This window comes from Odoribacter sp., assembly GCF_985060555.1.
Genome location: NZ_CFKYFN010000073.1, coordinates 35,295 through 54,881, shown reverse-complemented (window position 1 = coordinate 54,881; position 19,587 = coordinate 35,295). Strand labels below are relative to the sequence as shown.

The following is a 19,587-nucleotide window of genomic DNA, read 5'->3' as shown; positions in this document are numbered from 1 at the left end:
GGTTAGGTTTTCCGAACGCCCGACCGGTGGTGTCTGACGAGCTTGCGAGGAGTTCCGCCGGTCAGTGAAGGAAAGCCTTAGCGGACCGGTCCAGGCGAACCGGTCTGACGGCATAAAACCCGGAATCGGAATAGAAAGAAAAAATAAACCTACAATTAAACGATAATATCCCGTCTGCTTATCGCCAAAAATCAAAGGGGCGGTACCCTGGGGGCGATTTATCGAAGATGGGCTCGACTATCTTTCCGGAAGCCGCTTTGAATGGTATATTGATGACCGCTGGGGAGAACAAGTATTTAAAACGGATGGAATCGGTATCTACGGTGGTTGGGACGATTCGTTTAAGCAAACGAAATGTCGGTCCCGAGCTTATGTATGGGGAATATTCGTGGATGGAAAAGAAGTGGAACGGGGGGACACCGATGTTGATAAAAGTAGGAAACTTTTTTCTTGTAAATCTTTTCTGTGAAGGGAAAAAACACTAATTTAGGCGTCTCTTTGGGATTGAAATAAAGTAAAACATAAAATATTGAATCTATGAAGTTTGTCGTATCAAGCAATACATTGCTGACCCGTTTGCAAGCGGTAAGTAAAGTGATCGGTGGAAAGCCCGTACAACCTATTCTGGATAATATCTTGTTGGTGGCTACCGAAGGTGTCTTATATGCAACAGCATCTGATAAAGAGACGACCATGGAAGCCCGGATAGAATTGGAAAGTCTGGAAGAAGAAGGTAAAATAACGATACCTGCCAAAATATTGCTGGATATTTTGAAGGAATTTCCCGAACAACCGTTGACATTCGAAATCAATACGGAGACCAATGAGGTGAAAATTATTTCCGAGAAGGGAGAGTTTTCTGTGCCGGGAGAAAGTGCCGAAGATTATCCGATACAGGCAGCACTCAACGATAGCAGCAACGACCTGACCTCTAAATGCGGTTTGATTCTGGAAGGAATTGTGAAGACGATATTTGCAACGGCCAACGACGATCTGCGTCCGGTTATGAACTGTATCCTGATCGAAATGAACGAAGATAATTTTACCTTTGTCGCTTCGGATGCTCACAAATTAGTTCGTTACAAACGGTTCGACGCCAAAAGTGAAAGCGGACAGTTCTCTTTGATTTTACCGAAGAAACCGGCCTTGATGCTGAAGAATATTCTGCCGAAAGACGACTCGGAACTGAAGATCTCTTTTAACGATAAAATGGCTTGCTTCGTATTCGGTGATTATAAAATGACTTCTACTCTGGTCGAGGGACGTTTCCCGAATTATAATTCGGTTATCCCGCAGAATAACCCGAAAAAGATTATCATTGAAAAGAAAGAGCTTTACAATTCTTTACGCCGGGTGTCTGTCATGGCCAATCAGGCTAGTAATCTGGTGAAATTCGATGTTGCAGAAGGAAAAATCGTCATTTCAGCCCAGGATATGGATTATTCGATGTCGGGACACGAAACACTGACTTGTCAGTATGAAGGCGAGAACATCGCTATCGGTTTCAAATCGCCTTTCGTCCTTGAAATTCTCTCTAATATCGAATCTGAAAATGTGGTGCTGGAGTTATCCGATCCGACTCGTCCGGGATTGTTCCTGCCGTTTGAAAACGAGGACAACGATGAAGATTTGTTGATGCTGCTGATGCCGATGATGGTGTAACGGAAAGACTTATCCGATAGAATAGTAAAGGTAAAAATGAAAGATAAAGAGTCGTTTGATTGGTTTTTATAGTAAATCGAACGGCTCTTATGATTTATGGGTAGGAAAGTGTTGCTTGTCCTTGTCCTGCTACGGAAGAGATTATAAATTTTGAAGTATATGAAACTGAATTTAGCTAATCCCATCGTTTTTTTCGATCTGGAAACCACGGGAATCAATATTGCTAAAGACCGGATCGTGGAAATTTCGGTATTGAAAGTGTATCCGAACGGTAAGGAGGAACAAAAGACCATCCGGGTGAATCCGGGAATGCATATCCCCGAAGAAGCGTCTGCTATTCATGGCATTTACGATGAAGATGTGAAAGATGCACCGATGTTCAAGCATATTGCCCGCGAATTGGCGCATTATATCGAAGGATGTGATTTGGGAGGATATAATTCGAATCGTTTCGATATCCCCTTATTGGCAGAAGAATTTTTGCGTGCGGAGGTGGATTTCGATATGAGTAAACGGAAGTTTGTAGATGTACAAACTATTTTCCACAAAATGGAACAGCGTACCCTGTCGGCTGCCTACCATTTTTATTGTGATAAATGTCTTGAAGATGCCCATACGGCTGCAGCCGACACGATGGCTACCTATGAGGTGCTGATGGCCCAGCTGGATAGATATGGGGAAAAGCTGGAAAATAATATCGATTTCTTAAGTAAGTTTTCTACCCAAAACAAGAACGTCGACTTTGCCGGTTTTATTATTTATGACGATAAAGGGGTAGAAGTGTTTAACTTCGGTAAGAATAAAGGAGTGCCTGTAGAGAAGGTGTTGAAAGAACAACAGGGATATTATGATTGGATGATCAAAAGTGATTTCCCACTTTATACCAAAAAGGTGTTGACTAAGATTAAACTGAGAAGTTCCGGGTTAGTAAAAGGGGTGTAGCTTCCTGTAGGAACGAAACCGGAAACGGGAGATATGGGTGAACTGGTAAGGAAGGAATTAAAAAGTTTTTTTGCCTCGCTGTCAGGCTATGTGGTGTTGGTGTTTTTTCTGCTTGCTAATGGTCTGTTTTTGTGGATCATTCCGGGAGGATATCATATTCCGGCAAGTGGCCTGGCCGACATGCAGGCTTTTTTTACCCTTGCTCCGCTTTTGTACCTTTTTCTGGTTCCTGCTCTTTGTATGCGCCTATTTGCAGAAGAAAGGCGTACCGGTACGCTGGAGTTACTGCTTACCCGCCCGCTAACTACCTGGCAGATTGTCGGAGCAAAATATCTGGCCGGATTTCTGTTGGTGCTCTTTTCGATATTACCTACCCTCGTTTATCCGGTCAGTTTATGGTTTTTAGCCCAGCCGGTCGGACATATCGATGTGGGAGGAATTATAGGTTCGTATATCGGGTTGATTTTCTTATCCGGCATATATGTGGCTGCCGGGGTTTGGGCTTCGGCTTTGACCGAAAATCAGATTATTGCTTTTCTCTACACCCTGGTGGTGGCTTTTTTGTTGTATACCGGTCTCGACTTTATAGCCGGTATTCCTTTGTTTGAAGATTATCAGACTTCGATTCAGTTTTGGGGAATTCATTTTCATTATGAGCCCATGTCGCGGGGGGTCATCGCTTTTAGCGATGTCGTTTATTTTGTCTCCTTCGTTTTTCTTTTTCTGTGGGCTACCGTACGGCGGTTTCACGGAATACGGTTAGGCGGGGGCTATGTTATAATAGCTTTTGTGGTTTTGAATCTGGCTTGTACCCGGGTTTACCTGAGGGCGGATATTACCGATGATAAGCGTTATACGCTTTCCGAATCCACCTGTTCGTTGCTCCGGGGAATCGACCGGGGAGTCAGTGTAGATATTTTTTTGGGTGGAAAATTACCTGCCGGTTTGCAAAAATTGCAATATGCATTGACCAGAAATCTCGAAGAATTCCGCCGGCTTTCGGGAAATAATTTCCGTTATCAGCTGATCGATCCTACGGAAATACAGGATCCTGAAGAGAAAAAGGCTTTAGTAAAATACCTGGCAGAACGGGGAATCCTGCCGATAAATCTGAATCGCAGAAGTGAAGACGAGACTTTATCCCAGCAGATCATTTTTCCCGGATTGATCATTTACGATCAGGAAACTGAAGTAAGTGTCAATTTATTACAGAATGTGCCCGGAAATAGTGCCGACGAGAATATCAACCATTCTATCGAGGCATTGGAATATGAATTGACAAAAGCGATTCGGTTACTGATACAGAAACAAAAAAAAGTAGTCGGTTTTTTGGTAGGACAGGGCGAATTGACTTATCCGGAAGTGATGGATATGGCGAAGACACTTTCCTATTATTATCAGGTCGATCTGGTGAGTTGTGATAGCCTGGCGACCGACTTGAAACGCTATGCTGCTTTGATTATCGCTAAACCGACGAAAGATTTTTCTGAGCGGGATAAATACGTTATCGATCAGTATCTTATGCATGGTGGACGGTTACTATGGTGCTTGGACGAAGTGGATGTAGATCACGAAGTGTTGAAAAATCAGGAGACTGTACCTGCTGTTTATCGGCCTTTGAATGTGGAAGATATGTTGTTCCGCTATGGGGTAAGGATAAATCCTGATCTGGTATTGGATGGAAATTGTGTGCTGATTCCTGTGATTACCGGGATGAACGGGACGACTCCCGACTATAGTCCGGGTTGCTGGTATTATTCGCCCTTATTACTCGCCCGCGGACAACATCCGGTAACGGCCGGATTGCAACCGGTACGGGTGGATTATGCCAACAGTATCGATACGGTGGGAAAAAACGATGGACTGAAAAAGACCGTATTGTTGTCCACTTCCTCTTATGCGGCTGTTATGAAAACTCCTTGCCCTGTATCGTTGTCGATAACCGAGGAGAAGATGACTCCCGACCGGTTCAATCGTCGGTTTGTACCGGTAGCAGTAGCTGTCGAGGGAAATTTTACTTCTCTGTTCCAGTACCGGAATCGGGAAGAAGTGGCGGGACAGCCTTTTAAAGCACAGAGCGGTTATAGTCGGGTGATCGTAGTAGCTGACGGGGAGGTGATCCGTAATCAGGTGAGAGGGGTGGGGGAAAATGCCCGGATCGTACCCTTGGGCTATGATGAGTATAGCGGACAGATGTACGGAAACCGTGATTTTATTCTCAATTGTGTCAATTGGTTGTGTGATGATGAGGGATGGATGCAGCTGAGAGGACGGAATTTGTCCTTATATCTATTGGATAAAACCCGGCTGAAAGCGGAACGTACTTCGTGGGAAATGCTGAATTTATTATTCCCTATATTTATCGTCGCTGTTGGGGGAGGAATCTTTGCCTGGGGAAGAAAATCAAGAAACCGGAAGAGGGGTTCTACCCGTTTTAACGATTTAAGATAGAAATTTCCGATGACTTCTATTCAACTTTTTTTAGTGAAAACCGTATAAAAGAACAAATGAGGTTTTTACTGGTTTTTCCCATAAAAAATATTTTTTAACTTAATAGGGGAGGGTTTGGCTTATCTTTTGATAGAAGAGAGGCGTCTTTGTGAATGAATTTAAAAAAAAAGAAAATAAATCGAGAATCATGAAATTGAGATTATTTATTTTGTCGGGTTTGTGTGCTTGGATCGGTGTTTCCTGTGGAGGAAAAAAAGAAAATACCGGCCAGGAAAGTATTCGTCCGGTACGGGTGGTAAAAGTAGAATCACTGGGAGCTATGCAAAAAATGTATACCGGAGTGGTACAGGCTGAAGAATACAGTAAACTGGCATTTAAGGTTTCCGGGCCGTTGGTTGAAATGAATGTGGATGCAGGACAGAAGGTGAAGAAGGGGACAGTCATCGCTGCTGTCGATCCTTTGGATTATAATTTGCAATTCGAAGCCAATAAGGCGGCTTATGTCACCTCCAAATTGCAAATGGAACGAAATAAGAAGTTGTTGGCGATGCAGGCGATCTCTAAACAGGATTATGAAATAGCCGAAGCGAACTATGTAAAAGCCAAATCGGCCTACGAGACTTCGCAGAATACATTGGCCGATACAAAATTGAGAGCACCGTTCGACGGTTTTGTAGAACAGAAATATGTTGAAAATTATCAAAAAGTGCAGCCGGGAGAATCGATTATAAAATTGGTGAATCCGGATAAATTGGAAGTCGGTTTTATCCTTCCCGAGACTAATGTCAGGTTGACCCGTGAAAAAATGCAAGTGGCGGTCGAATTCGATACTTACAAAGGCAAATGGTTTAAGGCAGAGGTGAAAGAATTTGTGGATGCTTCTCCCGACGGGAGTGGGATACCTGTGCGACTGGCCATTACCGACAAGAGCTTTAACCGCGATGTGTATAATATTTATCCGGGTTTCTCTTGTAAAGTGATCCTGAGTATCGATAATGAGACCGGAAAAGGCTATACTGTGCCGTTAAGTGCTGTATTTAAAGATTTAAAAACTGACGAAACTTCGGTTTGGTTGTATCATACAGCCGATGAGACGGTCAAAAGACAAAAAGTCACTACCGAGCAATTGTTGGGGACAGATCGTGTTTTGGTGACCGAAGGATTGGAAGCCGACGATATTATCGTGGTTGCAGGAGTGAATTATATCGTTAATGGACAGAAAGTTGCCGTTATTGAAAATTAGAAATTAAAATTGAAACCATATTGATATGAATATAGCAAAGTATTCATTGGATAATCCGAAGGTCATCTACTTTTTTCTCTTCGTCATGTTGATCGGAGGGGTGATTTCTTTCGGTTCGCTGGGGAAAAAAGAAGATTCGCCTTTTGTGATTAAGACAGCCGTATTGATTACTCAGTATCCGGGAGCTTCTCCGAAGGAAGTGGAACAACTGATCACAGAGCCGATTGAAAGGGAGATTCAGTCTATGCGGCGTGTCTATAAGATCAAATCCGATTCATATTACGGTATGTCGAAGATCAATATCGAATTGAGTCCCGCAACTCCGCCCGAAGAAATGCCGCAAATGTGGGATGAACTCCGGCGTAAGGTATTGAATGTTCAGTCGCAATTGCCTCAAGGGGCATCCGATATTAAAGTTTCCGATGATTTTGGAGATGTTTTCGGTATCTATTTCTCTCTGACAGCCGACGAAGGATTTAGCTATCATGACCTGAGGGAATGGGGACAACGGCTGAAAACCGAGTTGGTTACGATCGAAGGTGTGCAGAAGGTGGCCCTGTTCGGAGAACAGACCGAGGTGGTCAATGTTTTTATTTCTATGTCGAAACTGGCCAATTCGGGGATCAACCTGAATTCGTTGATGCAGACCATTAAATCACAGAATTCGTTGATCAATACCGGAGAAAAGAGAGCAGGAAATATCCAGCTCAAGATTCTGGCTGAAGGAACGTACAAGAATCTGACCGATATCAGAAATCAGTTGATTTCTACCGAGACCGGGCAACAAATCCGTTTAGGAGATATTGCTGTGATTGAAAAAGGATATATGGAACCGCCCAGTACCCTGATCCGGGTAAATGGCAGGAAAGGGATCGGTATCGGAGTTTCTACGGCACCCGACTATGATGTGGTGAAGGCCGGAGAGGCTGTGCGGTTGAAGTTGGCACAACTGGAAGAACAAATGCCGGTAGGGATCGAAATGGTGACGCTGTACCCCGAGGATCAGATCGCCCGGGAGGCGAACAACGGCTTTATCCTGAATCTGATCGAGTCGGTGGTGATCGTGATTTTTATCATTCTTATCGTCATGGGAGTCCGGGCCGGTATTCTGATCGGTAGTTCGTTGATATTTTGTATCGGAGGAACACTGTTGATCATGCAGTTTATGGGAGTAGGATTGAATAGAACTTCCTTGGCTGCTTTTATTATAGCCATGGGGATGTTGGTGGATAATGCTATCGTGGTCACCGATAATGCACAAATAGCGATCAAGCGGGGAATACGCCGCCGGCAAGCCTTGATAGACGGGGCTACTACGCCTCAATGGGGATTGCTGGGGGCTACGATGATCGCCGTATTCTCTTTTCTGCCTTTATATCTGGCGCAATCTTCCGTAGCGGAAATGATCAAACCTTTGTTTATTGTGTTGGCCGTTTCTTTGTTACTTAGTTGGGTGCTGGCGTTGGCTCAGACAACTGTTTTCGGAAATTTCATTTTGAAAGAAGGTTCCGGTGAGACTGGAAAAGATCCGTACGATACTCCTTTTTACCATAAATTCGGTAAATTCCTGCGTTTGCTGATCCGCTTCAAGGGGACGACGATGTTAGTGATGGTGGGGTTATTTATGCTGGCGATGACGATTATGGGGTTGATGCCCCAGAATTTCTTCCCTAATATGGATAAACCCTATTTAAGGGCCGATTGCTTTTTACCTGAAGGATACAGTATCCGGGAGACAGAAAAAGAAATGGGAAAGATCGAAGAGTTTTTGTTACAACAGGAAGAAGTCGTGAATGTATCGGCTACATACGGAAGCTCACCACTTCGTTACTATCTGGCCAGTACTTCTTTCGGTCCGAAATCTAATTTCGGTAATTTCCTGGTCGAAGTAAAAGATAAAAAATATACGGCTCAGGTAGAAGAACGCCTGAATAAATATGTCCGTGAAAACTATCCGGATATCCTGATCCGTTCCTCTTTATTTAAGCTTTCGCCGGCAGTGGAAGCGAATATTGAATTCGGTTTTATCGGAGAGAATATCGATACGCTTACGATGTTGACGGAGAAGGCAATGAGTATCATGCACGAATGTGATATGGTTACCGATATCAAAAATAGCTGGGGAAATAAAGTACCTGTCTGGGAGCCGGCTTATTCGCAGGAACGGGGACAACGGCTGGGGATTACCCGGCAGGCAGTGGCCTATGCCCTGAAAATTGCAACCAACGGTTTGCCTTTGGGCGATTATCGGGAGAAGGATTTGTTTATGCCTATTTTGCTGAAAGAGGAAAATATCGAATCGTCGAATATCGATAATATGAAGACCTTACCTGTATTTTCCCAGTCGGGATATGCCGTCCCTTTGGCTCAGGTGGTGGACAGCTTTGCCTTCGGATATAATTACAACGTAATTAAGCGTTATAACCGCGATAAGGTGATGATGGCACAATGTGACTCCAAACGTGGAGCCAATACGATGGCAGCTTTTGCGCAGGTAAAAAAAGCGATTACCGAGGGTATGGATATCCCTCAGGGTTACCGGATGCAGGTCTTCGGGGAAAACGAAACTCAGGAAGAGTCGAATTCGGCTATGGCTGCCAATTTACCGTTGACCTTTATCCTGATGTTCATCGTGTTGTTGTTTTTGTTTAAAACTTATCGTAAACCGACGATCATTTTGTTGATGGTGCCCCTGATCTTTATCGGAGTTGTCTTCGGATTGGCTGTAACCGGGAAAATGCTCGATTTCTTTGCAATCCTGGGGGTACTGGGGTTGATCGGTATGAATATCAAGAATGCTATTGTGCTGGTAGACCAGATCGGTATTGAAGAAGAAAAAGGTACTCCCCGCCTGGAAGCTATTATCGAAGCTACAAAGTCGAGAATTGTGCCGGTAGCGATGGCTTCGGGGACGACGATACTCGGTATGCTGCCTTTGCTGTTCGATGCGATGTTCGGCGGAATGGCCGCTTGTATCATGGGAGGATTATTGGTGGCCAGTCTGTTGACTATTTTTGTTTTACCTGTTACCTATAGTTTGTTGTTCCGGGTGAAAGTGACAGATACCCCTGAGGTAAGAATGAATGAGGAATAATAAAAAGAAAGGATAAAAATAAACGGAATGAAAAAAATATATTTAATCGTCGGAGCAATACTTTGGGGTGGAATAGTTGACGCCCAGACCTTGTCGGTGGAACAATACCGGCAAAAAGTGTTGGAATATAATCAGGATATCCAAAAGTCCCAACAGGCTGTAAACGGGGCTTTATATTCCCTGAAAGGAATTAAAACGGGCTTTTTTCCGAAATTGGATATTACCGGAAACTATTCCTATCAGTTGGAGAAGGTGGAGTTCTTGCCCGGAACCGACCTGAAACACGATAATTATGGAGTAGAAGCCGGATTGGTACAGAATGTCTATTCCGGGAGCGCTGTCCGGAAACAATATGATGTAGCTAAATTGCAACATGCTATTGCTCAGTTGTCGGTAGAACATACAGTGGATAACATGATTTATGCCGCCGATGTCAGCTATTGGTCGGTGGCCGCAAACCGCAATCTGTATGAGCTTTCGGAACAATTCGTTCAGATTGTAAGGGAATTGTATGAGATTGTAAATAAACGGTTTGAAGAAGGAGCTATCAGTAAAACAGATGTATTGATGGTGCAGAATCGTTTGAAAGAAGCTGAACTACAATTGAATACGAATTCGACGAATTATAAGACAGCACTGCAATCTTTGAATATTATGATGGGAGTGGAGCCGGATGCTGCTGTAGTTTTGACCGATTCTATTCAAAAAGTGCTTTGGGTTCCTAAGCAGGAAGGGTTGAATAAGGCCCTGGAAAGAAGAGCCGACTATCAATCTGCCATTATGGGGATAGAGATGGCGAAATTGCAGACCGATATGGCCCGTTCGAAGTATTTGCCCCAATTGGCTGTCGGTATAAAAGAAAAATACGGAACGACTTTGTTGAATGTGGACGGAAAGGCTCAATGGGCGACTACGGCTTATGCACAAATCAATATACCGGTGTTCCATTGGGGAGAAATGCGGCAGAATGTGAGATTGAGCCGGACCCAGGAATGGACCAAAGAACTGGAAAGAAGCCAGCTCAAGGACCAGGTAAGTAAAGAGCTGAATAATGCCTGGGTGAATGTGATCGAAATATCCAAAAAGCTGGAGATCGTATATTCTTCTCTCGATATAGCAAAGGACAACCTGACGTTGAATACGTTTAGTTATAATGAAGGGAAACTGCCGATTATCGATGTGTTGTCGGCCCAGGTGAGCTGGTTACAGGCGTACACCAATGTGGTTTCTGTCAACTATCAATATAAAGTAGCCTTGGCCGAGTATGCCAAAGCTTTGGGGGGAACGGACCGTTGAGTCTGTCAGGAATAACGGCGCGGATACCGGAAGACGATAGCCGATAGGGCACATATCCCGATCAGCATCGGATAGTACAGGTATTGAATGATGGAAAGCGGGGAGATGGAGGCCAGACCTGCAGCGATCAGCATTTGAGCTCCATAGGGTATGATTCCCTGGATAAAACAAGAAAATGTATCTAATATGCTGGCAGATTTACGGCAGTCGATGCCGAATCTGTCAGCTATATTTTTAGCTATAGGACCGATGGTGATGACAGCGATCGTGTTGTTGGCCGTACAAAGATTGGCCAGACAGACTAAACCGGCGATACTCAGCTCTCCGGCACGTTTGGAATTGACATGTCGGGTGAGTTTGACGATGATGTAATCGATCCCTCCGTTGTATCGGATCATTTCGAGCATACCTCCGGCCAATAAAGTGATAATGATCAATTCCCCCATGCCTGTGATACCTGCTCCCATAGCACCGAACCAGCCGAACAAATCGAAACCGGAAGAGAGTATACCGATAAGCCCGGAAGTTAATATCCCCAGAAATAATACGAGCATGACATTTATGCCGGCTAAAGCAGTTGCGAGAACGATGAGATAAGGGATAACCTTGATCCATTCGACGGCTTCGATCTGCGTGGGGGTATGGATGTGCATGCCGGCAAAGACATAATAAAAGAGCAATAGGATGGCTGCCGGCATGACAATTAAACTATTGACCTTGAATTTATCTCTCATTTCACACCCTTGAGTTTTGGTGGCTGCAATGGTAGTGTCAGAGATAAACGAAAGATTATCTCCGAAGAAGGCCCCTCCGACGACAATAGCTACCATATAGGCTAGTTCTACACCGGTTTTATCGGCGATTCCTACAGCAACAGGAGTGAGGGCTACGATCGTTCCGACGGAGGTCCCGACCGATAAAGAAATAAAACAAGCGGCGATAAAGATACCGGCCAAAAGCAGGTTGTCCGGAAGAATGTGTAAAGTCAGATTGACCGTGGCGTCTATGGCTCCCATCGCTTTGGCCGATTGGGCGAAGGCTCCCGCCAGAATAAATATCCAGATCATCAAAAGGATATTTTTATCCGAAGCACCTCCGGAGAAATGAGCGATCCTTTCACTCAGACCGAGATGACGGGTCATGGCGATAGCTGCGATGGAAGAGATCACGAAAGCGACAGTGATCGGTACTTTATAAAAATCATCGGCGATAAGAGAAGTGACCAGGTAGACTCCCAGAAATATAAATAAAGGACTTAAAGCCAGTAAAGAAGGTTGCTGCGTGTATTGCTTCATGTATTTTTATATTTTCAGCGTGCAAAGTTAACGGATTAATTGAAAAATCAATTCGAAATATCGTTATCGGAATGTGCCTGACCACTTTTGTGAGAATCCGTGTTTTTAGCAGCAATATAAAATCCCTTGCCAGGGGTCCATTCCACGCAGAAGAGCGAATCGATATCTTCGTATCCCAGTTTTTTTAATTGAGCCAGTAGCCAGGTTTCCTTTTTTCCGGCATTATCCAGTGAACTTTGCAGGATCGATCCATTATTGACAAAAAGATAAGATTCGGAAATATTTCGTTTCAGTGAAACGGTGAGCTTGCCGTTTGTCTCGAAGCGGGCATCGTCTACATCGAACATCGAGAATATACCCACTTCCCGCAACATGGTCCGGAATTGTTCCATTTCCAGACCGTTACGTTTGAATTCTTTGAGATTGATTTGTCCGTTCCTGACGATCATAACCGTATCTCCTTTGACTAAACGCCTGATCAGACTGAAACGCAGCAAGTAGCGGATAGTCATATTGACGATTGTCCAGGTTCCGAGCGCAAAGATCATATACCATACCGACAAGTCCGGATTATAAATCACGCCTCCGATCAGAGCTCCTAAAACAAATGCATTGACCGAGTCGAGGGGAGTGAGCTGGGCCATTTGTGTCTTGCCTGAGATGCGGAGAAAAAAGATCACTCCGGACATACCGATGATGATTTTGATAATAATGCTGAGGATCATAATATACCTTAATTTCATTCTGAATTAGGAGAATTACGCTTTTGCAAAAGCTTTGTTACAAATTCCCGAATTTTTAGCCGATACAGAAAGCAACCAAAAATAGATTTATTCCGTTAGTAGGTTAATAAATGAGGTTGATTAATTAAAATTTATTGGAATGAAGAAAAATATTTCAACTTGGCAGTTGGCCTTGATGACGGCAGCTGCAGTGATTAGTTTGAGAGGATTGCCGATGATGGCTCAGGAGGAGCTGACGATGTTTTTTTACATTTTCTTTGCTACTTTCCTGTTCCTGATACCGGCGGCTTTGGTCGCTGCCGAATTAGGTAGCGCTTTTGCCGACCGGGGTGGTGGAGTATATACTTGGGTGAAAGAAGCCTTTAACCGGAAAATGGGATTTACGGCGATTTTTTTGCAATGGATTCAGAATGTAGTCTGGTATCCGACAGTACTTGGATTTGCAGCCGCCTCTATCGCATATATGATCGGAAAACCCGACTTGTCGCAGAATGGCTGGTTTGTAGGGGTGTTTTCTATTGCTATGTATTGGCTGGCTACCTGGTTGACCTTTAAGGGCACCTCGATTATTTCCCGGATTACCAGTCAGGGATTTTTATTAGGAACCGTATTGCCCGGAGTGGTCATTATCGTTATGGCGATTATTTGGATTGCAGGAGGTAATCCGATTGCTTTCGAACATGTCCCGGATACGGTTACTCAAGTGGTCAACGTAAATGCCGGGCATGTACATCCGCGTTTTTTCCCTCATATGACGGGGATCAGTGATATCGCTTTTTTGGCGGGTATTTTACTGTTGTTTGCCGGAGTCGAGGTACATGCCGTACATGTCCGGGAAATGAAAGAACCTCAAAAACAATTTCCTGCTGCCATGTTTTTAGCTGCCTTGATTTCTTTTGCCTTGTTCACTTTAGGTTCTCTGGCAGTAGCGATAGTTACTCCTTATGATCAGATCAACTTACAAGCCGGATTGTTCGTCAGTTTTCAGCAATTGTTCGGTCATTATCATATCGGGTGGTTGACTAATGTGATGGGATTGTTAGCGGCTTTCGGAGCTTTGGCCGGGGTTATGTCATGGATTTCCGGCCCTAGCCGTGGATTATTATGGACGGCTAACGATGGACAATTGCCTGATTTCCTGAAAAAAACCAATCGGAATGGGGTACAGACTCATATCCTTTTTATTCAGGGAGCTATTGTATCGGTTTTATCTTCCCTGTATATCATTATGGATGATGTCAGTGTGGCTTTCTTTTTGTTGAGTGCTTTGACGATCGGACTTTACCTCGTTATGTATATGATGATGTATGCTTCAGGAATAAAATTGCGGTATACTCAACCTGATCTGAAAAGAAGTTATAAAGTGCCCGGAGGTAAGATGGGCATGTGGCTGATTGCGGGAGTCGGTTTTCTGGCTGTCGCCTTTTCATTTATCGTTACCTTTTTTCCACCTTCGCAGTTGCCGGTCGGTAGTCCTGCCTTTTATACGGGGTTAGTAATTGTCGGTACGGTAGTATTTGTGGGCATTCCGATCCTTATCAGCACGGTTATGGCCAGGAGAAATCGGAAAGGACAGTAAAATTTACGGTTTTACCAACCGAGCAATTTGAGGATAAGTAATGTGTATTCCTTTCCGAGTATTTCCCGTAACCGTCTGTATGCACTTTTTTTCATTGATTTGACGGTGTTGACAGAGATATGCAGAAGATCTGCGATTTCAGTATTATTGTTGCCCTCCAAACCGAGCTGGATAATTTCCCGGGTTTGCGGGGGCAATTGGCTGATGGCGAAACTGAGTAAACGGAGTGTTTCCTGATAAGTAATTTCGTGAAGACAATTTTGCTCTTCTTCCTCTTCCCGTTGTGAAATATATTTTTGTGCGATCTGGGAATGTCGCAAATGATTAAGACAAAGGTTGTGTGCAGTCGTATAAGCGAAAGATTTGGCTTTTTCGATGGCGTAAAAATTTTCTCTCTTCTCGTATAAACGGACAAAAACATTCTGAGCTATATCCTGAGCTACAGGCTCTTCTCTTACATATTTTAAGGAGAAGAGATAGACAGGTTCATAGTAAGTATTGAAAAATAATTCAAATCTTTTATTGTTTAGAAGCATTTTATTTGCCGGTCGTTTATACTGATATTCGGAAACAAAAGTAATTTTTTTTTTTCAGATGCGCACACCCACTTGTTGATTTTAAGTGTTTCAGTATAAAATACACATAGAAATGAGAGGGTTTGAAAATAGGTATGAACTTGCACATTTGATTAGCTGCCGGCTTATGGGGACTATTACTCCGGAAGAAGAGGAACGGTTTCAGAAGTGGTGGAAAGAATCGGAATCCCATGAAAAAGAATATGAGATTATATGTAAGCGTCTGATTGTTGATTTACGGAGAACGGAGCATCCGGATTTGCATAAAGCCTGGAAAGGAGTGTGGAGCAAACTTCCCCGTACGAGGAGGCTATTCTGGTCCTGGCATTCGGGGGCTGCTGTTTGTGCCGGAGTGATTTTGCTCCTGGGATTGGGGTGGATATTTCTACCGGCTGATGATTTGAATATATCTCGGTCGGGGAATGACCGGTGTGCGGGGACTGTGTTGATTCTCGGTAATGGAGAATTAATTGATTTGGGAAAGAGACAGGAAAGGGTGGTCGATGCTGGAAAGGGAACGAAAATCAGGATAGGGGAGAACGTGGTGAGTTACCAGACAGGAGAACAAGAAGAAGCTCCGATACAGGAAATGAATACGGTACGGGTCCCCCGGGGAAGTGAATACCGGCTGATACTGTCGGATGGAACGAAAGTATGGCTGAATGCTGAGTCGCAGCTGATTTATCCGGTCCGTTTCACAGGAGAAAACCGGGAAGTAATCATGAAAGGGGAGGCATGTTTTGAAGTGGCGAAAAAAGAAAAACAGCCGTTTGTCGTGAAAGTGGATGAAATAGAAGTGTTAGTGACGGGGACTTTATTCAATGTGGAGGCTTATCCCGAAACTAAAGAGGTAAAGATGACTTTGGTCGAAGGGCGGGTCGAGGTGAAGACAGAAGAGCACCGGCAACTGTTGAGCCCGGATGAACAGGCTCTTGTAGATAAGCAGGAAGGACAAATCCGGGTGAGAAAAGTGGTTGCTGAAGAGTATATCGGCTGGACCAGGGGAGAATTCCGTTTTACGCGGACAAGGCTGGAAGAAGTGATGACGAGGTTGGCACGCTGGTATGATGTAGAGGTATTTTTTGCAGTTCCGGACTTGAAGAATGCCCGTTTTACTCTGAATTTGGAACGCTATGACAATATAAATAAAATATTGTCGAAGATTGAAAAAACGGGACGTGTGCATTTCCGTATTCAGGGGCAGTGTATTATTGTGGAATAATAAAAACAGCGGAGTATAGTGGCATATACCCCGCCTTTAGTTATAAAACCCTTGCTCTACCGACATAGAGCAAAAAATTGTTATAAACTCTAACTACAAAAGTATGGAAAAAAAATCAAGAACAGGTGATTCCGTGTTCCTTAAATTACCACGGATGTTTTTAATCATGAAAACGGTATTTATCTCATTGGTGTGTACATTGAATGTACAGGCTAATGTGTTTTCCCAACACACGAAGTTCGATATCGCGATGAAAAATGTTACGGTATCGGAGGTTTTGTGTTATTTAGAAGAAATCAGCAAATACCGTTTTGTGTATGACAGCGATGCAATTGATCGCATGCAACGGGTGGATGTAGAGATGAAGGGAACGAAGTTGGAAACAGTGTTGGAAAGTATATTCGTGAAAAGTGGTTTTTCATTTGTCATAGAGGATGGGGTGGTGATCATCCGCGAGGCTGGAAAGAAACAGATAACGGCTGGAATACTCCCGCAATCCCGGAAAATTACCGGTCGGGTAAGGGATCATGGAAGCCATCCTTTACCTGGAGTGACCGTGGTTTTAAAAGGTACCTCTGTCGGAGTAGTGACGGATGTGGACGGCCACTTTAAAATGGATCTGCCGGCCGATCATGAAACGGTACTGGTGTTTTCATTTGTCGGGATGAAAACTCAGGAAGTGTATTATAAAGGGGAAAAAGAATTGAATGTAGTGATGGAAGAAGAGGTGAAGCAAATGGACGAGGTAGTTGTGACCGGAATCTTCTCAAAATCGAAAGAAAGCTATACTGGCGCTGTGTCGGTGATTACGGAAAAGGAATTGAAAAGTTTCGGTAACCGAAACATACTGACCACTTTGCGCAATATCGATCCTTCTTTCAATATCCTGGAAAGCAACGAATGGGGTTCTAACCCGAACCGTTTACCGGAAGTACAGATCCGCGGAGCGGCCAATATGCCGGATATCGACCAGTTGCAAAGCGATACAAAAGCAGAATTGAACACGCCTTTGATTATCATGGACGGTTTTGAAATAACTTTAGAACGCATGATGGATTTGGATGATAGCGAGGTGGAGACGATCACTTTGCTGAAAGACGCTTCGGCAACTGCTATTTACGGTTCTCGTGGCGCAAACGGTGTGATTGTGATCACGACAAAAGAACCCGAACCTGGAAAACTGCGGTTTGCCTATACGGGAAGCCTGAATCTCGAAGTGCCGGATTTGAGCGATTATGATGTATTGAATGCCAGGGAAAAGCTGGATCTGGAACTTCGATCTGGCTATTATGACGGTGTCAGGGCTGAATATGAAGTGCAGTTGAAACAAAAATATAATGAAATTCTGCAACAGGTGGAGAGAGGGGTAAATACCTACTGGCTGTCCAAGCCCTTGCGTGTCGGCGTGGGGCATCGGCACAACATCAAGTTGGAAGGAGGAGATCCGAGTTTCCGCTATTCGGCAACAGTGCAGTATAACGACGTAGCCGGAGTTATGAAAGAATCGTTCCGCCGGACGTTCAATGGAGGGATCAACCTTTCTTACAAAACTTCCGACCTGATTTTCAGAAATCAGCTGACGATCGGTTTGAATAAAGCACAAGAGTCTCCCTATGGAACTTTCGATCAGTATGTAAAACTGAATCCCTATTGGACAGCAACGGATGAGAATGGTAATGTAAAACGTTTTTTTGATGAGGATTACAGCTACTGGGGAGGAAATAATCCTGCCAATCCTTTGTATAATGCTACGTTGAATACAAAAGAAACAAGCGATTATACTAATATTACCAATAATTTCTCGATCGAATGGAAACCGGTACAGGAATTTACCTTAAGGGGTACATTCGGTATTTATACTCAAACGAATAATTCAGACAAATACCTTCCCCCCGAACATACAGCGTTTGCTGATTATGCCGATGACGATTACTTCAGAAGAGGAACTTATGATTATACGACGAGCAGATCGTCGCGTTACAATTTTTCATTGACGGCCAATTATTCGAAAGTGTTTGCGGAAAAGCATATGATTTATGCCGGTCTGAATATGGATTTGGAAGACCAGAAATCACAGAGGTACAGTTTTTCTGTAGAAGGTTTTCCGAGTGGGGCGCTCGATTTTCTGGCAGTAGCTATGCAATATAAAGAAAATGGAAAACCGGGAGGTAGTGAATCCAAAAGTCGGCGTGTCGGTTTTGTCGGTAATGCCAGTTATTCTTTCGAGGACCGGTATTTTGTAGATGCTTCATTTCGGACAGACGGTTCTTCCCTGTATGGAGCAGACAAACGGTTTGCTCCTTTCTGGTCTGCCGGTATCGGCTGGAACATCCACAGGGAAAATTTCATGAGTAATGTCGATTGGATAAACCGCTTGAAAATAAGGGCTTCTGTCGGTGAGACTGGCTCGAACAACTTCAGTGCCTATGAAGCTATGGTTACTTATACTTATTCTTTGAGCGATCGCTATTACAATTGGATGGGAGCTAACCTGAAAGCACTGGCTAATCCTGATCTGGAATGGCAGAAGACCATGAAGTACAATACCGGAGTCGAAGTAAATTTACTTAACAACCGTTTGAATATGATCTGTGATCTTTATCTGGAACGGACAAATGGCCTGATGTCTTCTTTGGAATTACCTCCTTCCAACGGGTTTACCAGCTATAAAGCCAACATCGGAAAACTGGAAAATAAAGGTTTTGAATTGAAAGTGACTGGCTATCTGTTACGCGATACGGAACGGGAACTGATCTGGTCGGTAACAGGTTCTTTAGTCCGGAACAAAGACAAAATTATCAAACTCTCGGAAGCCATGAAAGAAGCCAATGCTACCCTACTGGCTACCGGAGGGGCTACTCCTAACAAAGTATGGCAGGAAGGAGACTCTCAAAATGCGATTTATGCCGTTCCTTCGCTCGGTATCGACCCCAGCAACGGCCGTGAACTTTTCCTGAAGAAGAGCGGGGAGGTTACTTATACCTGGGATGCGAGGGACCGGGTGTTCTGTGGAGTAGACCAACCGGACTACCGGGGAAATATTAATACGATGTTTATGTGGAGGGATCTGTCTGTCAATCTGTCTTTCGGTTACGAATGGGGCGGACAGCAATACAATTCGACCCTGATCAACCGGGTGGAAAATGCCGATAAAAAATACAATGTAGACAGACGGGTATACGAAGACCGTTGGAAAGAGCCTGGTGACCGGACATTTTTCAAAGGGATCAAAGAGACTACTGCTACACAGGCTACGTCGAGATTCGTACAGGATGAAGCTACGTTTACCTGCCAGAACCTGAATATCACATATGATTTGAAAGGAAACAAATGGCTCCGGCATAATTTGGGTATCCAGACCCTCACATTGAAAGGAGATATTGCAGACTTGTTCCGGATTTCGACGATCAAACAGGAAAGGGGAACCTCTTATCCTTTCTCCCGTCAGTTCTCTTTTACGTTAAGCGTAATGTTCTAACCGATAA

The 19,587-nt window shown here is 44.0% G+C and carries 13 protein-coding genes; 10 read left to right on the top strand and 3 right to left on the bottom strand.

Annotated elements, in window-relative coordinates; all coding sequences use genetic code 11:
* Positions 1-227: 227 nt before the first annotated feature.
* The 7 genes from AC5RDS_RS09905 to AC5RDS_RS09875 all read left to right on the top strand — a co-directional run bounded on the left by AC5RDS_RS09905 (position 228) and on the right by AC5RDS_RS09875 (position 10,688).
* Entirely contained in the window at positions 228-485 is a 258-nt protein-coding gene (locus AC5RDS_RS09905) for a hypothetical protein (protein WP_041556423.1), read from the top strand.
* A 52-nt stretch (positions 486-537) separates the two neighbouring features.
* Positions 538-1,662 (top strand): DNA polymerase III subunit beta, encoded by a 1,125-nt coding sequence (dnaN, locus tag AC5RDS_RS09900; protein ID WP_217778139.1) that lies wholly within the window; start codon positions 538-540, stop codon positions 1,660-1,662.
* Positions 1,663-1,821: 159 nt separating this feature from the next.
* A complete protein-coding gene (locus AC5RDS_RS09895) occupies positions 1,822-2,604 on the top strand; it encodes a 3'-5' exonuclease (protein WP_013611331.1) in 783 nt (260 codons plus the stop codon).
* A gap of 33 nt (positions 2,605-2,637) precedes the next feature.
* Positions 2,638-5,055, top strand: coding sequence for a gliding motility-associated ABC transporter substrate-binding protein GldG (gene gldG, locus AC5RDS_RS09890; RefSeq protein ID WP_013611330.1), 2,418 nt, complete (start codon positions 2,638-2,640; stop codon positions 5,053-5,055).
* Positions 5,056-5,242: 187 nt separating this feature from the next.
* Positions 5,243-6,298, top strand: coding sequence for an efflux RND transporter periplasmic adaptor subunit (locus tag AC5RDS_RS09885; protein WP_013611329.1), 1,056 nt, complete (start codon positions 5,243-5,245; stop codon positions 6,296-6,298).
* Positions 6,299-6,323: 25 nt separating this feature from the next.
* Positions 6,324-9,392: an efflux RND transporter permease subunit gene (locus AC5RDS_RS09880; protein ID WP_013611328.1), complete on the top strand. Its 3,069-nt coding sequence runs from the start codon at positions 6,324-6,326 to the stop codon at positions 9,390-9,392.
* Between the two features lie 27 nt (positions 9,393-9,419).
* Positions 9,420-10,688 (top strand): TolC family protein, encoded by a 1,269-nt coding sequence (locus AC5RDS_RS09875; protein WP_013611327.1) that lies wholly within the window; start codon positions 9,420-9,422, stop codon positions 10,686-10,688.
* Between the two features lie 5 nt (positions 10,689-10,693).
* Here the strand turns inward: AC5RDS_RS09875 and AC5RDS_RS09870 are convergent, their stop codons facing one another.
* Positions 10,694-11,983 (bottom strand): Na+/H+ antiporter NhaC family protein, encoded by a 1,290-nt coding sequence (locus AC5RDS_RS09870; protein WP_013611326.1) that lies wholly within the window; start codon positions 11,981-11,983, stop codon positions 10,694-10,696.
* A gap of 47 nt (positions 11,984-12,030) precedes the next feature.
* Entirely contained in the window at positions 12,031-12,708 is a 678-nt protein-coding gene (locus AC5RDS_RS09865; RefSeq protein WP_172720191.1) for a DUF421 domain-containing protein, read from the bottom strand.
* A 157-nt stretch (positions 12,709-12,865) separates the two neighbouring features.
* Between AC5RDS_RS09865 and AC5RDS_RS09860 the strand changes: the two genes are divergently transcribed.
* Positions 12,866-14,305 (top strand): amino acid permease, encoded by a 1,440-nt coding sequence (locus AC5RDS_RS09860; RefSeq protein WP_013611324.1) that lies wholly within the window; start codon positions 12,866-12,868, stop codon positions 14,303-14,305.
* A gap of 11 nt (positions 14,306-14,316) precedes the next feature.
* Here the strand turns inward: AC5RDS_RS09860 and AC5RDS_RS09855 are convergent, their stop codons facing one another.
* Entirely contained in the window at positions 14,317-14,841 is a 525-nt protein-coding gene (locus tag AC5RDS_RS09855) for a sigma-70 family RNA polymerase sigma factor (RefSeq protein ID WP_013611323.1), read from the bottom strand.
* A gap of 112 nt (positions 14,842-14,953) precedes the next feature.
* On the opposite strand from AC5RDS_RS09855, the gene AC5RDS_RS09850 reads away from it, so the two are divergent.
* Positions 14,954-16,102 carry a FecR family protein gene (locus tag AC5RDS_RS09850; RefSeq protein ID WP_022160245.1) on the top strand — a complete coding sequence of 383 codons (1,149 nt, stop codon included), beginning with the start codon at positions 14,954-14,956 and terminating at the stop codon, positions 16,100-16,102.
* Positions 16,103-16,268: 166 nt separating this feature from the next.
* A complete protein-coding gene (locus AC5RDS_RS09845; RefSeq protein WP_259342129.1) occupies positions 16,269-19,580 on the top strand; it encodes a SusC/RagA family TonB-linked outer membrane protein in 3,312 nt (1,103 codons plus the stop codon).
* The last annotated feature ends 7 nt before the right edge of the window (positions 19,581-19,587 follow it).